Annotated in this window: 13 protein-coding genes; 9 read left to right on the forward strand and 4 right to left on the reverse strand. The window is 65.0% G+C overall.

The window, feature by feature from the left end; translation table 11 throughout:
- Nucleotides 1–56: 56 nt before the first annotated feature.
- Nucleotides 57–4028, reverse strand: a complete 3972-nt coding sequence (locus AB0N05_RS11550; protein ID WP_364691055.1) for an amino acid adenylation domain-containing protein — start codon at nt 4026–4028, stop codon at nt 57–59.
- A 361-nt stretch (nt 4029–4389) separates the two neighbouring features.
- Here AB0N05_RS11550 and AB0N05_RS11555 point away from each other — a divergent pair, with 361 nt between their 5' ends.
- Entirely contained in the window at nt 4390–4578 is a 189-nt protein-coding gene (locus AB0N05_RS11555; protein ID WP_364691058.1) for a hypothetical protein, read from the forward strand.
- Between the two features lie 117 nt (nt 4579–4695).
- Here AB0N05_RS11555 and AB0N05_RS11560 read toward each other — a convergent pair whose 3' ends face one another.
- On the reverse strand, nt 4696–5025 hold the full coding sequence (locus tag AB0N05_RS11560) for a hypothetical protein (protein ID WP_364691061.1): 330 nt from the start codon (nt 5023–5025) through the stop codon (nt 4696–4698).
- Nucleotides 5026–5242: 217 nt separating this feature from the next.
- Here AB0N05_RS11560 and AB0N05_RS11565 point away from each other — a divergent pair, with 217 nt between their 5' ends.
- The 8 genes from AB0N05_RS11565 (at nt 5243) to AB0N05_RS11600 (ending at nt 13510) form a co-directional block, all read left to right on the forward strand.
- Entirely contained in the window at nt 5243–5752 is a 510-nt protein-coding gene (locus tag AB0N05_RS11565; RefSeq protein ID WP_364692299.1) for a DoxX family protein, read from the forward strand.
- The gene (locus AB0N05_RS11570) at nt 5749–6435 is read left to right on the forward strand and encodes a DsbA family oxidoreductase (protein WP_364691063.1); all 687 of its coding nucleotides are present in this window, start codon (nt 5749–5751) and stop codon (nt 6433–6435) included. The genes AB0N05_RS11565 and AB0N05_RS11570 overlap by 4 nt, the downstream gene beginning before the upstream one ends.
- 82 nt (nt 6436–6517) lie before the next feature.
- Entirely contained in the window at nt 6518–6994 is a 477-nt protein-coding gene (locus AB0N05_RS11575; protein WP_364692302.1) for a cupin domain-containing protein, read from the forward strand.
- Nucleotides 6995–7040: 46 nt separating this feature from the next.
- Entirely contained in the window at nt 7041–8255 is a 1215-nt protein-coding gene (locus AB0N05_RS11580; RefSeq protein WP_364691066.1) for a hypothetical protein, read from the forward strand.
- A gap of 64 nt (nt 8256–8319) precedes the next feature.
- The gene (locus tag AB0N05_RS11585) at nt 8320–9444 is read left to right on the forward strand and encodes a TfoX/Sxy family DNA transformation protein (protein ID WP_364691069.1); all 1125 of its coding nucleotides are present in this window, start codon (nt 8320–8322) and stop codon (nt 9442–9444) included.
- Nucleotides 9445–9982: 538 nt separating this feature from the next.
- On the forward strand, nt 9983–11260 hold the full coding sequence (locus AB0N05_RS11590) for an MFS transporter (RefSeq protein WP_364691072.1): 1278 nt from the start codon (nt 9983–9985) through the stop codon (nt 11258–11260).
- A gap of 88 nt (nt 11261–11348) precedes the next feature.
- Nucleotides 11349–12023: a hypothetical protein gene (locus tag AB0N05_RS11595; RefSeq protein ID WP_364691075.1), complete on the forward strand. Its 675-nt coding sequence runs from the start codon at nt 11349–11351 to the stop codon at nt 12021–12023.
- Between the two features lie 257 nt (nt 12024–12280).
- On the forward strand, nt 12281–13510 hold the full coding sequence (locus AB0N05_RS11600; protein ID WP_364691078.1) for a Fic family protein: 1230 nt from the start codon (nt 12281–12283) through the stop codon (nt 13508–13510).
- 115 nt (nt 13511–13625) lie between these two features.
- Here the strand turns inward: AB0N05_RS11600 and AB0N05_RS11605 are convergent, their stop codons facing one another.
- Entirely contained in the window at nt 13626–14846 is a 1221-nt protein-coding gene (locus tag AB0N05_RS11605) for an alpha-hydroxy acid oxidase (protein ID WP_364691081.1), read from the reverse strand.
- Complete coding sequence (locus AB0N05_RS11610) at nt 14843–15604, reverse strand: SDR family oxidoreductase (RefSeq protein ID WP_364691084.1); 762 nt, start codon at nt 15602–15604, stop codon at nt 14843–14845. Before AB0N05_RS11610 ends, AB0N05_RS11605 begins: the two co-directional genes overlap by 4 nt.
- Nucleotides 15605–15642 lie beyond the last annotated feature (38 nt).

The raw sequence follows: 15642 nt of genomic DNA on the forward strand, positions 1-15642 counted from the left end.
CTGCCCAGGGTCCGCATACACATTCCACCAGCGCACCCCTGAGCGCGGCCCGGTCCTCACCGGACGTCCCCGGCGTCCAGATGGGCGGCCAGCAGCGGGCCGAGGATCGGGACCACGTCGGCATTGCAGAATTGCGCATGAGTGGCCTCGACCGGGTGCTCGATGAGTTCACCGGTGATGTACGGCCGCCACATCTGCGCGCCGACACTTTCGGTCACCCCGCGAGTGGCCGAGAAGTACAGCAGATCACCGTCGAAGACGCCGGGGCGGCAGCCGTGCGACAGGCGCACACCGTCGGCGTAGCCGCGATGCAGTCGAGTCAACTGCTCCGCGGTGAGACCAGTACCGAAAGATGCTTCAGCGGAAGCTAATTCGATGGCCGCTTCTTCGGCGGTGACGTCGGGGAGCGCATCCGCGTCCTCGGGTTCGTCCCCGAGCAGGTGGGTGAGCAGATCACGCATCCGGGGCAGCGGTGGTGGCGGCATATCGTCGGGGAAGACGACACTGTCGAGCATTGCCAGCGTCGCGACCCGCGCGCCGCGTGCGGCCAGCCGGACAGCGATGGCATGCGCGATCTGCCCTCCCAGCGACCAGCCCAGCAGATGATAGGGACCATCGGGCTGCACCCGCAGGATCTCCTCGGCATAGCCGGCGGCCAGGTCGTCGAGAGTGGCTCCGGATCGCGGCGCACCCGTCAGCGTCAAAGCCTGTAGGCCGTATACCGGTCGATCGGTGACCTGCTGGGCCAGGCCCGCGTAGCACCAGGCCAGCGGGACGGCGGAATGCACACAGAACAGCGGCGGACGGAAACCGTTGCGCCGCAGCGTGAGTACCACGCCGAGGGCGTCCTCGGCCGCGGCGGCGTCGTTGTCGGCCAATCGGGCAGCCAGTTCCCGCACGGTCGGCGCGGAATAGAGCCAGCGCACCGTCACCGGAAGTCCGGTGGCGGAGGCCAACTCGGCCGACAATGCCACGCCCAGTAGCGAATTGCCCCCCACCTCGAAGAAATCGTCGTCGAGGCCCACCCGCGGCGTCTCGGTGAGCACGGCGAAGCGGTCGGCGACCAGGCGTTGCAACTCCGACTCGGGGGCACGATAGGGACGCTGCACGGCCGGCGGCCGCGGCAGTGCGGCGCGATCGATCTTGCCGTGCGTGGTGACCGGAAGCCGGTCCAGCTCGACCAATTGCGCGGGTACGAGCGCGGCGGGCAACAGTTCACGCAAACGCCGAATGAGAGCGGTGTGGTCCGGTTGATCGCCTTGTGCCGCAGTGAAATATCCGATCAGTCGCGTGCCACCCGGACCCTCGTGCACGGCAACGACGGCGTGCGACACCTCCGGCAGGGTCATCAACGCGGCCTCCACCTCGCCCGGTTCGGTGCGGCGGCCGAGCACGCTCAACTGGTCGTCGGCGCGGTCCAGGAATTCCAGGGTGCCGTCGGCCGCCGAACGTACGAGATCACCGGTGCGGTAGAGGCGTTCGCCCGTCCCGAATGGATCGGCGACGAAACGTTCGGCAGTGGCGGCCGGTCGGCCGTGGTAGCCCTGCGCCACACCCGCACCGCCCAGGTACAACTCGCCCGCACCACACGGCGGTGCCGGGCGCAGTAGAGTGTCGAGAATCAGCGCCCGCACACCGGGCAGCGGCGGCCCGATCGACACCGGTCCGCCGGGCATCAACGCGGCGGATTGTGTTGCCATCACGGTGGTTTCGGTGGGTCCGTAAGCGTTGAAGAGTCGCAGCGCCGGGGCCCAGCGCCGGATCAGATCGGCGGGGCAGGATTCGCCGCCGACCACCGCGACCTCCAGCGCCGGCACCTGCTCCGGCATCAAGGTCGCCAATACTGCGGGGGTGGTGAGGAAATGGGTGATCGCCGCGACATTGAGCAGATCGGCCAGCCGGGCTCCGGCCACTACCGACGGGGGCTCGACGATGAGCGTGGCCCCGGCGGCGAATGTCGCCAGCAGTTCCAGCAGATGCGCATCGAAAGACGGGGCATGCGCGTGCAGGACGCGCGAATTCTTGCCCACCCCATAGTGTTCGACAATGTAGTCGGTGAGCGGACCGAGACCGCGATGTGTGACGACCACACCCTTCGGGGTGCCGGTGGTGCCCGAGGTGTAGATGAGATACGCCGGATGGCCGGGGTGCAGCGGACGGATCCGGTCGGCGTCGCGGATCGGTTCCGCGGAGCGCTGCCGCACCCGCGCGAGGGTGCTCGGGTCGTCCAGTACCAGCCACCCCGGTTCGGTTGGCAGGCCATCTTGTACGGACCTCACGGTCATGCCCCGGCACGCACCGGAGTTCGCGGCGACTGTTGCCGAACGGCGGACCGGGTCGACCGGATCTATCGGCACGAAGGCCGCACCGGCCTTGGTCACCGCCCATACCGCCAGCACCGACTCGGCCGAACGCGGGACCGCCAGCAGTACGAATGTGCCCGGGCCCGCCCCCGATTCGATCAGCTCGCGCGCCCACTGTGAGGACATCCGATCCAGCTCGGGATACGTCCAGGCACGGGAACCGTCCTGAACCGCAACAGGTTCGGTCTCTTTCCGGGTATCCGGGGCCGGAAGGACGGCGCTATCGTCGCCAGTCAGGCTGGTGCGCAGCAGATCCGGCAGTAGCCGGTCGGCTCTCGTCACCACCGGGACCGGCGTGACAGGGCCAGGATCCAGGGTGCGTACCCGTCGTTGCGGATCGGCGAGGAAGCCGTCGAAGTAGTCCAGAAAGCGCTGGTAATGCGCGGCGAGAGTCGCTGTGGAATACAGCTCCGAATTGCCCTGCATGCCAATGGTGACCGCGCGGTCGTCCGGACCCAGTTGATAGCCGTTGACCAGTAGATCCTCCACCGGCCCCAGCGCCAGCAGGTGCACGTGTGCGGTCAGCGGTCCCATACTCAGCGGCTGGACGGCTCCGAGCATGTTCACGACCGGACCGAAACCTCCTCGCGCGGTGTGGCTTTCACCCCGGTCACGCTGGATGTCCTCGTAGCGGTAGCGCTGATGTCGTAGCGCGCCGACCACGCGGGCACGCACCTGTTCGACTATCCCCGCCACCGTGGCGTCACGAAAACCCCGCAGCCGCAAGGGAACAACATTGGATATCGACCCCGCGGATCGACGCAATGCCGCTGTCGGCCGTGCCGCCACCGGTAGTGACAGCAGGATCTCCTCCCCGCCGGTCATGGCGGCCAGATAGCAGGCGAACGCCGCGATGGTCAACTCCGGCAATGTGTATCCGTAGCGTTGCCGCCACGCGGCCAGGCGATCGGCGGTACGCGGCGGCACGGTGTCGGCCACCTGGTGCGGCGGCTGCGGCAGGCCTCCCTGCCATCCGGCCAGCCGGACCGGCTCGGGCATCCCCGCCAGTTGTTCCGCCCAATATTCGCCATCGGCCCGCGCCCGTGCCGAGTCGGAGTAGGCGCGCTCCTCGTCCAGCAGTTCGGCGATCGTCAGTGGGCTACGCGACGCGGTACCCGGCGCGCCGCCGACGGCACCTGCGCCGACTGCCTGATCTCCGATACCTGTTGCAGCACCATATAACTCGACGGTTCGGCGCAACACCACGGCCGCACCGATGCCGTCGAGCACGATGTGATGGCTGCGCAGGTACAGCAGATGATGGTCTTGCCCCACCCGAAAGACGGTGGCCGCGGTCAGCCGATCGGTGAGCAGATTCAGGGGCGAACGATGGTCACGCTCCATCCACTGCAGCGCGACCGCGGCAGCGCCGGTCCGGCCGGTGAGATCCTCGAATTCCATCGACGCGAAAGCGTCAGGGTCCACAAACTGCTCTGGATAGCCATCGGCCAGCCGGAAGCGCACGTGCGGTGACTGTAGTTCCCACGCGGCGTGCGCGGCACACTCCCGAATTAGGTCCACACGCAGCGGACCATGCAATTCAACATACAAGGCGACGGTATTCGGAACCTCGGGATACAACTGCTGAGCAACCCACCAGCGCATCTGCGCCGCAGACAAGGGAAGCCCATCGCCCACAGGGTCGTCGGCCGCTCGAACCCGCACGGCAGACCATGACAATGGATGTCCGTCGGCCCGCGCCAAACGCGCCTCCTCCCGCTCCGAACAGCATCGATCGAACCGTCAATCGGACCATACTGCATCCCACCGTGCCGTGAGCGGAGGAACTGCCGCCACGACCCCGGCACTTCCGATCACGCCTCGGTCGGCCCTCATGGAGGCATCAACCGTGGCGCGGGATTCATCCGCACCACCCGAGCATGTCCACAGCAAACTAACCCGTGCGGGCCGAACACAGTCCGCGGGAGTGTGTGAGGCTCGGGTCGCAAGAACTGGCCCATCTTGGCGAGCCGGGCACCGGCGGTCGTTGTCTCAGCCGTAAGCATCAGGGAGATGATGCATTCGCGTGTGCCGGTACCGGAAGCCATTCAACGAGATCCTGACCGCCCTCGGCACGGTCACCATCCCCGACCTGCCCACACTGGACCCGACCCTGAACCTCGACCCGTCCAGATGCGAGGGCGTCTACGAGCGCCCCGGCGCACGCTACGAGGTATCGGCGAAGGCAGAAAGCTGTACCTGCCCCTGGTCCTAGACCCGGTGCAGGCAGAGTTCCTACAGGAACCTGCCGATTGCACCCACGGCTGAATCACCTTTGAATCTAGCGGCTGTGGTCCGGTGGCGGAAATGTCGAGCGCGGCCCCCTGTTTCGTCAGCAATGGTGTTCGACAAAAAGCATGCGACGGTCTGGTTCCGCGCGGAACTCATGGGCGAGATACCGCCCTGTTGCCCAGTCTCCGCCGGGCCCCATATAGCCGACCTTGACCTTGTCCCAGAGCGTCGAGCGTTCGTCGTCGGTCACGAGTCGAGGATGCATACCGCCGCTCTCGCCGAGCACGATAGTGGCTGCGCTGTCATTGATCAGTCGTCGAACGATGCGAAGATCGATCCGCTTCCGCTGAAGTTGCCAGGTGGTGCCGTCATCGTCCAGCAGGGACACGGGTCGTGGTAGCCGGTCGGGATTCGTCGGAAATTCCTGCATGGGAGAAGTATTCGCTTCTCATCGAACGGTGTCAGCAGGTTTTGCGGTGAGGTGAGCTGGTCGTTCGGTGGACGTTCAGTGATCGTTGAGTCATGTGCCCGAAGGTTTGCCGGGTGCGGGAAAAGCCGCACTCATCGTGGACAGGAAGGGGCACGACTCGAATGGACAGGGCACGATCAACCACCTCGCCGCCCGCGCGAACCGGCGGGCACGAGCTGTGAACTCTTGTGATTTCGCGGTGCTGATAGTGCGGCTCGCGTTGGGCGGCATGCTGGCCGCACACGGCTACCACAAGATCTTCCTTGGCGGTGGGCTGGTGGGTAATGGCCGATGGTTCGAGCAATTGGGGATGCGGCCGGGATGGCTGCATGTGCGATTCGCCGCGGCCAGTGAGATCGCGGCCGGAGTCGCCATGGCCGCGGGGCTGTTCACCGCGGCTGCGGCCGCGGTGTTCGTCGCACTGATGCTCGTCGCGTTCTGGACGGTGCACCGTCGCAATGGGTTCTTCATCATGACGTCGGGGTGGGAGTACAACCTCCTCATCGCGGTGACCGCAGTCGGCATCGCGGGCCTGGGCGCGGGACGTCTCAGTATCGAACGGGTCCTGTTCGGGCACAACGTAATCGACGGCTGGGTTGGGATAGTCGTCGCGGCCGGACTGGGAATCGCCGGTGGTGCTGCACAATTGGTGCTGTTCTATCGGCCTGCCCGCATGGTGGCCGCATGAGGGTGGAGATCGTCAGCGATATCTCGTGTCCCTGGTGTTATGTCGCGAAGACACGTTTCCGCAGGGCGTTGGACGCCTACGCCGGTGCCGCCGGGGTGGTCGTGGAATTGCTTCCGTACCAATTGAATCCGGCAATGTCGCTGGAACCGCAACCGCTGCTCGATTACTACACCGAGCGCTATGGGCCCGAGTTCAGTGACGATCACCTGCGGGTCGAGGAGATCGGGGCCGCCGAGGGGATCGAGTTCGATATGCGGCGGGCGCTGGCGGTAAATACCTTCGATGCCCACCGCCTGGTGTGGCTGGCGGGCCGCGACGGTGGCCCGGACCTGCAGTGGGCCGTCGATGACGCGTTGATGCGGGCCTATTTCCGCGATGGCGGAAACGTCGCGGATCTGGACACCCTCGCCGACATCGCAGGTGGGGCCGGGATGGATCGCGCCCGAGTGCGTGCCGCGCTGGCAAGCCCCGCCGGTCGCGCCGAGGTCCAGGCCGCGATCCGCCGATCCGCCGATCGAAAGATCAACGCCGTGCCGACCTTCGTCTTCGACACCCGCCTCGCACTGCGAGGCGCCCAATCGGTGGATGCCTTCGCCCGGGTCTTCGAACAACTCCGCGCCATCGAGCTATTGGTTCCCGACGACCCCACCGACAACTGCAAGGACGGTAACTGTGTCTTCTGAAAGTCCGATGGCACGGAACCATCCGGTGAAGCACACCGCCGTACCGCCGTTCACGGTCGTACAACCCGGTGCGGGCCGCCACATTCCGATCCCCGGGTTCGGTGCCGACTTCAAATTCGACAGCCAACTCACCGACGAGGCCGTGTCGATCGTGGAGCACCCCTTCGCGGTCGGGCAGATCACGCCGCCACATATGCATTCCCGCGAGGACGAGTACTCCCTCGTGCTCGAGGGGGAGATCGGGTTTCGTTCCGATGATGACGAAACCGTGCTCGGGCCCGGCGGTTACGTGCTCAAACCCCGAGGGCAGATGCACGCCATGTGGAACGCCGGGCAGGTCCCGGGCCGGATCGTGGAGATCATCGTCCCCGGCGGCTTCGAACGGTATTTCGCCGATCTCGGCGAGCTGCTGGCGGTCGAGCAGACCGACCCTGCCGTCTATGACGCCCTGGCTGCTCGTTACGGGCTGATTTACGGCCACCCCGACTGGCTCGACGACGTCATCGCCCGTTACAACCTCAACCCGCCCACCCACGGCACCGCCACTGCACACCCCTGAACATATGTCCCGCAACGAATTTCGCGATGTCGAAAGGACTACCTCAATGACCGTGGCCGTGACCACGCCCGACGAACTGCGCTCAGCACTCGAGCGCGGTGACCGCGAGATCGCCGTGCAGGGACGGCTCACCGGATTGCCCGGCTTCACTGTAGCTCCGGGTGTGAGGCTGATCGGAGACGCCGAACTCGTCTTCGCCGACGGCCACGACGGGGTGCGGATCACCGCCGAGAACTACCTGCAAGGGCTACGGATCACTGTGAGCGATCCGACCCGGCGCGCAGTGCACAACGACACCGGCCAGACCGATCTCGGGCGGATGGTCATGACCGGCCTCACCACCAACGGGAGAGTGCAGATCGTGGCCGCGGACGCTCTACGCACCGGGCATCTCGAAGTCGGCGGGCTCGATATCGAAGCCGCCGACGCCCGTACCGCCGAGCCCCGGCCCTCCGGCTTCAATGTCGATGTGCGCCAAGGCGCATTCACCCTCTACAACCAGCAACGGGACCGAACCTCCTTGCTCACCGCCGATCTCACCGGGATCGTCGTGGGGCGGGAGAACAATCCCGTGCGCGGTAGCGGCGTCTTCGTTTCCGGCACACCGGGCGGCGGCCGGATCAGCGGAACCCGGCTGCACACCGGGGCGGTCTACACCGACGGTGGAATCGAGCCCGGCACAGCGGGACAGATCACCGGTGGTGTCTTCATCGGGTACGCCGACTTCACCCAGGTCATCAACGAGGGACCGGTAACCACATACGGTGCCAACGACATGGCCCTCGACCTGTGGGGCGATGTCGATGAGTGGACCGCCCACGCGCCCGTGACCACGCACGGCCCCAGCGGCATCGGATTCGTGAACTTCGGCAGTATCGACACGCTGCGCTGTCTGGCACCGATCATCACCACCGGGACCGGGGCGCGCGGATTCAACCTCTACGACGGAACCATCGGCACCGCCGAATTCGCATCCATCACCACCCATGCAGACGCCGCCGTCGGCATTCAACTCTCTCGGCCGATGGGTGATCTGATCATTCATGGTGGTATCGAAACCCATGGCGGCATAGGTCAATCGCTGGTCAAAGGTGAGATCGTCACCTTGTCCGCGGTCGCGCTCAGCGTCAAAGCGGGCGCACACGTGCGGCACTTGCGAGTGGATGGTGGCCTGCGCGTGCACGGCATGGGCGTCATTCCGATCGAAATCGCCGGAGCAATCGACGAATTGACTATCCGAGGCGGCATCCACCCGGCCTGACGGCACGTCGGGACCGCGGAAATTCGCTTGCCCGTATGGATCCGGAGCGGTGTCATGTAGTGCGATGAAGCAGCAACGCCCGGCCACGGCCAGATCCGTCACCGACGGCCTCAAACTGCACCGACACCTGGTGCGGTCGCCCGGTCGTGTCCACACGGTGATCACCTTGCGTCCCGGTACCGCCGCTCGTTTCAGCACGAACTACTACCACGGCACCTGGCATGTGTTGTCCGACGATCATGGTGCGCGTCTGCTGGCGCGATTGTTGTGGGGGCTGTCCTATCAGGCTCGTCCGGGCACGGTCATCCTCATCGATCGACCGTTCCTCACCCCGACGCCGTTCGACGCCGACCCGGCCGATCCCATTGTCCTGGTGCCCGGTTGGTGCACCCCGTTTGACAATCGGGCGGCCAGTGAGCTGAAACGTCAACTGCCCCTGGCATCTTCGGACGGCACGGTGCGCTGGCACACCTTCGGCCTGGACCGGACGTCGAAACCTGAGGCACGGCAGAGCTGGTGGGATCATTACCGCCACTGGGGCGACGAGGGCAGCGTCAGTCGCCGTAGCGGCCTGCTCGTTTTCGCCCCCGCCACCGCCGAGGCGTGCCGCGCCTGGGCGCTGAGCACAGCCCATCTCGATACGTCGGGCCCGTACGGCACCGATCACGTCGAGCTCGGCTCCTGGGAGCGCGGTCTTGACGGTGAAATCCAAGTCTTCCGGCGATTTCGGCCGATGGTGAACGTGGCGGGCCAGGCTCGTGCGCAGGTGCTGTCTCTCCGCGACGCTCCGACCGACCCCGCCACCTTGCGCCCGGCCATCTGGCACGAAGCCGAAAAGGTCAGGGGCGACGCCCATCTGAGAATTCGCGAATGGAGCGGCAGCCGCTACGAGCTCGGCCGGGCCGCCGCCGTCATGCTCGACCACGCAGAGGTGTCCACCCTCGACGATCTCGCAGACCTCGGCGCGGTCCAGGCGTACCGCCGCATGCGCGACGCTGAGGTCAAGGGCCTGAACCTCGAGATGTTGTGGGCGATGGAGGGCGCACTCACCTATCGCGACCGTCGCAGTGTCGATGCGGACCGTCGCCGCGAACTCCTCGCCGAACTCGGCCCGGAGCCCGCACGACAGCCGCGCCGCCGACACCGTTATCGAGCCCCCATCCGCCCTACCCCCGGTCAGCGTCTCTGACCTCCGGGCAACCGGTGTATTGATTCTTCTTCGGAATGCGCTCATTGGACACCATAAACAATGCCCTTACATACATAATTGCTGATCGGTCATGTTAAATGAACTCATGACAGATCTCGCACGCACACTCCAAGAGGCGTACGACCGTCACGAACACCACCCCGATTGTTGGGAAAAAGTCGCTGCTGCCGCCCGGACTCATTTGCGTCTCGGACTCGATGGCGGCCCCACCCTGCCGATCTGGAAATTCGATGCAAGTGGGCCGAGTTGGTTAGCGGAATGGCCATGTAACGGCAAGTGCGATATTTACCGCCTCGATCACGAGATTCACTCCTCACGCGGGTGTTATTGGATTTCCCTGCAAGGTGACGACGGTCGTTGCAGCAGCACGAGCGTAGGTTCCCTCGAAGAGGCGAAGGCGGTAGCGGGACGCTGGGCGCTCGAGCGCGGTTGGTAGGAGCGCCGCTCAGCGGCTGGTCAAAATCGTTGTGATTCAAAGCAGTTCGGGTCAATGGCTCGATCGCTAGTGTTCGGCCGCATGGGGACGGGAAATCTCGAAGGAACCGAATCGATTATTGCCGTGGAGTCGTTGACGACCAGCGCTCCCACCCGCCCCGCGATGACTCGAAGGTCCAACGCGTGGCTGTTCATTCTGTCCGATGTGATCACGCAATTCGGCGCGGGCATGGTGATTTCGGCCAGCGCGTGGTTCGTCTTCGATAAAACTCACAGCAGTAGTCTGGTTGCCGGAGTCGCGTCCGCGAACACTCTCGGTGGCGTGCTCGTCTCATTGGCGGCCGGAGCGCTCATAGACCGGTTTCGGCCGAAGAGTATCGCGCTCGCCTCGCACGCGATACGCGTGACGTTCATGACGGTCCCGCTGATTCTGTTTGCCACCTTCGGATTCCATCCGGCGTTCGCCTTCATCCTGGCTCTCGACAATGGCATCGGCTGGAACCTGTATTTTCCCGCATCGAAGGCCATCGTGCAGCGGCTGTCCGGCGACGGCGGAACGGCCGGAATGAATTCGCTGGCGGAAGTGTCGATGCAGGTCGGGCTTTTCTCCGCGGGAGCAATCGCGGGAGTCGTCTATCGCGGGGTCGGGTTCTATCCGATACTCGCGGCGAGCGCTGCGGCGATGTGTGTGGGAATCATAATCCTCAGCCGTGTGGATGTACCCGAACCGCCGGAAGAGCCTCAGGCGGACAACGAATCTCGTGCACGCTCATTCCGATCCGGCTTCACTTACCTCCGGCAGCGCCCGAGGGTTCTGGTCCTGTCCCTGGTGCTGTGCTCGCCGTTCATCGTCGCGACGATTGGCGCGACCGCCCTGCCCGGCTACGCGAATGTCGATCTCGGTGTCAGTTCGGTCGGCTATGGACTGATCGCGACGTCGTGGGGAGCCGGAGCCTGCATCGCGGGGCTCACGCTGGGCCGTATCGGCGAACACCTCCGGCGCACAGCCGTGGTCATCAGTGGACTGTGCCTGCTGGCGGCATATGGCGGCGTCATGGCCCTCAACACTCATCTCCCGCTCGCCGTCATCGCCACGGTGATCGCGGGCCTGGCTGCGGCGGCAACGCGCATAGCTCTCTACACGGAAATCATGGCAACGGTGCCGAGCCGCTTCCTCGGGCGCGTACTCGCCTTGGGGAACCTCGCGAGCCTGCTTCTACAAACCTTGCTGGCCCAGTCGGCCGGTGTGCTGATGGACAACACCGCGCCACGGTACGGCTATTTATTGGTCGTCCTCGTCGCCGGTACGTTCGCCATCGTTTTCGTCACGACCCGTGCCCCGGCCTCGTCGACCGATTGAACAAAATACCGGTCGACAACTGCATATTCGACTGGCCCAGTGGTCATTTCAATGCCCGTCCGACCGCGGGCTGGATAAGATCGACGCCATGCGTTTGGGAGGAATTGTCATCGGGGCGGTGGCCGCGGTGTCGTTGGTCGCGGGGTGTGGTGGGTCGGGAGGGAATCAGTCTGTGCCCCAACCAAAACCGAGCACGCCGCGCGCGGAGCTGCTGTTGACGGCATCGGATTTCCCGGCGGGGACCAAGACGGAAGTCATCCCGCCCGACAAGACAGATAAGACCGCTGAGACCGCTGAGCCATCGAACTCGGGTCAGATACCTGTGACCTCTATCGGGTGCAGTACAGGCACGGGGAGTGAGTCGGACAAGGACAGCTCGGCAATACTGGCCAGCAACGATGATCATGACCTGGTGTACATGGAGCGCGTGGCCGATGCTGCCATGAATATCGGGAAGATCAAGGATGCGATCCTCCGAGAGTGCGCCGACAAGACGTTTCATACCAGCGCGGGTGACGTCCACAGGAAGACGGCGGTGATATCCCTTCCAGACGGTCTGCATGCGGACGAGGCCATCGAATACCGCAGCGACATAACCGCGCCCCGAGACGAGATGAATATGGAAACCATCGCCGCCTTCGCTATCGTGCGTGGCATGACAGTGACGCTCGACGCCACATTGCTCGGCTCCGCCGTGCTCGACAAGGCAGTGTTCGACCGACTCTTCGTGGCTGCCGTCGAAAAGGTCGTTTCCGCAAAGTAGCCAGCCGCGTCGGGGTCACAGCGGCGCGGCTCTTGGCCGCTACCCGCTGACAGAGAACGGAAGATTCGGCAGCTTGGCCATTTGTTGTCCGGGTTGCAGAATTACGGACCTGCCATGGCAATCATCGGTCTCCCAGAATGTCTGTGGGCCGCTGCTGCTGTTCGCGGCAGATGCGGCCTTGCCGGCCGGGCTGTCACGGGAGAAGCAGCCCGCACGCTGATCCGTAAGGCGCTCGCCGGGACAAGGGAATACCCAGCATGAATCGCGGCCTGAGCCGCAACCGCCCGTTCAGTCCCGGCGGGCTGCGCAACATGGTTGACGTAATGATTATGTCACCCTATTGTTGTGTCATGCTGTTCCCGACGCCCGCGCTGACCACCGCTGATGCTCGCGTCCTCTCCGACGTGGACCGGATGCGCGGCGAACTGCGACTCGAGATTCAGGCCAAACCTGGCAAATGGGCAGGTGGCCTGCATAAGTTCCTCACCGCGGATGCTGTCGCCGCGTCCAACTCCATCGAAGGGTTCAAAGTCTCCACCGTCGACGTGGAAGATCTGATCGCGGGTGAACGGGACGTCGACGTTTCCGAAGAGAACAAGGCCGAGACCCTTGCCTACGAGCAGATGATGACCTACATACAAACACTGCACGCTGTAGACGATTTCGCCTACAGCAAGGGTTTCCTCAACGCGCTGCATTGGATGCTGCAAGGGCATCGGCACACCGAACGCCGCCCGGCCGGGCAGTGGCGACCCGGCCCCGTGTACGTGACCGACGCTCGGGATCCGAGCATCGCCGCCTACACCGCCCCCGACGCCGATCGCGTCCCGGCATTGATGGAGGAGCTCGTCGACTGGCTCAACGCCGACGACGACACGCATCCACTCGTGCGGGCGGCAATGGCACACCTGCACCTGGTATCCATCCACCCCTGGGCCGACGGCAATGGACGCCTGTCGCGGTCACTGCAGACACTGATGATCGCAAGGGAAGGTGTACTCGCACCGGAGTTTTCGTCGATCGAGGCGTGGCTCGGCAGACCCGGGAATACGTGGGAGTACTACCAGGTACTCGGCCGTCGGGGCAGTACCTTTCGGCCGGATCAGGATGTGTCCGAATGGATTCAGTTCAACCTGACTGCCTACCACCAGCAGGCACAAACGGTGCACGCCCGTTGGGTTCGGTCCGGCACCGTATGGGCGATGCTCGAGGAATACGTCGCGGGTATCCGCCTGGACGAACGAGTCATCAGCGCGTTGCATGATGTTGCTTTGTCCGGCAGGGTCCGCCGGACCCGCTATGAACAAGCCGAAGGTCTAAGTCTGCAACAAGCGCAACGCGATCTACGCGACCTCGTCGCATTAGGGGTCCTCGAGTCGGTCGGCCGTACCCGCGCGCGCTTCTACACTGCCGGAACAGGTTTCCCGGAAGATGTGTTGGAAGCCGCCAGCACTCCGACCACGCTCGACAACCCCTACGAGCGCTAGGCGCGACCTGACGGCTCCCCGGAACCGGTCAGCGACCACCTCACCGACTTCCTGGTCGAACATACGACCGGAACCTGGCAGCCGACCGTATCGAGATCGGCTAGGGGGCATGGGATCAGTGGTGGTTCAGGAGATGGACGTGGTGTGGGGTGAGTTCGGCGAGGGTGGTGACGCCGAGGAGCTTCATTGTGCGTTCGATTTGGGTTTGGAGGATGGTGATGGCGCGGTCTACGCCGGGTTCGCCGCCTGCCATCAGGCCGTAGAGGTAGGCGCGGCCGATTAGGGTGAAATGTGCGCCGAGGGCTAGGGCGGCGACGATGTCGGCGCCGTGCATGATGCCGGTGTCGAGGTGGATTTCGAGGTCGTTGCCGACTTCTCGGGCTACTTCGGGTAAGAGGTGTAGGGGGACGGGGGCGCGATCTAGTTGGCGTCCACCGTGATTGGACAGCACTATGCCGTTCACGCCGTGGTCGGCCAAGCGTTTGGCGTCTTCGACGGTTTGTACGCCCTTCACCAGGATGGAGCCGGGCCAGTGGGCGCGGATCCAGGTCAGGTCGTCGAAGGTGACGGTGGGGTCGAACATTGTGTCGAGTAGTTCTGCGACGGTGCCGGACCAGCGGTCCAGAGAGGCGAAGGCGAGGGGTTCGGTGGTGAGGAAGTCCCACCACCACCATGGTCGGCGTAGGGCATCGAGTGCGCCCGCCGCGGTGATCGAGGGTGGCACGGTCATGCCATTGCGCACGTCGCGCAGTCGTGCGCCTGCGGCGGGGACGTCGACGGTGACCACGAGTGTGTCGAAACCGGCGCGGGCGGCGCGGTCGACCAGGGCGAGGGATCGGTCGCGGTCGGTCCACATGTAGAGCTGGAACCAGTTGCGGGCGGTCGGGCCGGTAGCGGCGGCCACGTCCTCGATGGCGGTGGTGCCCATGGTGGACAGGGTGAATGGGATTCCGGCGCGTTCGGCGGCACGAGCTCCCGCGAGTTCACCCGCGGTGTGCATCATTCGGGTGAATCCGGTGGGCGCGATACCGAAGGGAAGCGCGGTCGTCTTGCCGAGAACTGTTGTACCGGTGTGTGTTTTGGAGACATCGCGCAGGATGGCGGGGCGGAACTCCAGATCGGTGAATGCCTGCCGGGCTCGGTTCAGGCTGATTTCGGCGTCGGCCGCGCCGTCGGTGTAGTCGAAGGCGACCTTGGGTGTGCGTTTGCGCGCCATCTCGCGCAGATCCCAGATAGTTTGGGCGCGTTGTAGTTTGCGGCCCACACCAAGGAACGGGCGTTCGAAGCGCAGGAGTGGTGCGAGTTCGCGCGGGCGGGGGATGCGGCGGGCGGTCATCGAGACACCTCCGCCGCGGCGCGCAGCCGGAGCGAATGCATTCCGGCATCCACTTCGAGCATGGTTCCGGTGGTGGAGGCGGCGGCAGGTGAGGCCAGATAGGTGACGGCGGCGGCCACTTCGGCGGCGGTGATCAATCTGCCGTGCGGTTGACGTGCCTGCAGCGCAGCGAGTTCCGCGTCCGGGTCGGGAGCAGAGGCGAGGAGCCGCTGGACCCACGGCGTATCGACGGTGCCCGGGTTCACGCAGTTCACGCGGATGCCCTCAGCGAGGTGGTCCGCGGCCATCGCGCGCGTGAGGGAGAGCACCGCCCCTTTGCTGGCGCTGTAGATGGCGCGATTGGGCAGGCCGGTGGTGGCGGCAATCGAGCAAATGTTCACGATGGACGCGGCGGGGGAGTGGCGCAGGCGGGGCAATGCGGCCCGGCTGACACGGACCAGGCCGAATACGTTGACCTCGAATACCTTTCGCCACTCGGCGTCGGTGTGGTCGGCAATGGTGCCCTGCGCGCCGATGCCCGCGCAATTGACCACGATGTCGAGTCCGCGCATGGCCTCGGCGGCCGCGGCGACGGCGGTCTGGACCTGGCTGTCGTCGGTGACATCGCACTGCCAGAACGGCCCGGAGGCCGGCTTTTCGAGATCGAGCACCGCGACTCGCGCACCTGCGGCGCTGAGGGATTCAGTGACTGCCTGCCCTATGCCGGACGCCCCGCCGGTCACGATCGCGGCCAGTCCGTCGAGTATCCATGGCGACATATCGACAGAGCCCTCTTCCTTCGATAGATCCGATGTCT

The organism is Nocardia sp. NPDC051030 (assembly GCF_040683015.1).
Lineage (GTDB): Bacteria > Actinomycetota > Actinomycetes > Mycobacteriales > Mycobacteriaceae > Nocardia.

Coding starts and splice junctions, on each gene's coding strand:
- AB0N05_RS11560 (WP_364691061.1), bottom strand. CDS start 5,025: ATGCAGGAATTTCCGACGAATCCCGACCGGCTACCACGACCCGTGTCC.
- AB0N05_RS11570 (WP_364691063.1), top strand. CDS start 5,749: ATGAGGGTGGAGATCGTCAGCGATATCTCGTGTCCCTGGTGTTATGTC.
- AB0N05_RS11580 (WP_364691066.1), top strand. CDS start 7,041: ATGACCGTGGCCGTGACCACGCCCGACGAACTGCGCTCAGCACTCGAG.
- AB0N05_RS11585 (WP_364691069.1), top strand. CDS start 8,320: ATGAAGCAGCAACGCCCGGCCACGGCCAGATCCGTCACCGACGGCCTC.
- AB0N05_RS11590 (WP_364691072.1), top strand. CDS start 9,983: ATGGGGACGGGAAATCTCGAAGGAACCGAATCGATTATTGCCGTGGAG.
- AB0N05_RS11595 (WP_364691075.1), top strand. CDS start 11,349: ATGCGTTTGGGAGGAATTGTCATCGGGGCGGTGGCCGCGGTGTCGTTG.
- AB0N05_RS11600 (WP_364691078.1), top strand. CDS start 12,281: ATGAATCGCGGCCTGAGCCGCAACCGCCCGTTCAGTCCCGGCGGGCTG.
- AB0N05_RS11605 (WP_364691081.1), bottom strand. CDS start 14,846: ATGACCGCCCGCCGCATCCCCCGCCCGCGCGAACTCGCACCACTCCTG.
- AB0N05_RS11610 (WP_364691084.1), bottom strand. CDS start 15,604: ATGTCGCCATGGATACTCGACGGACTGGCCGCGATCGTGACCGGCGGG.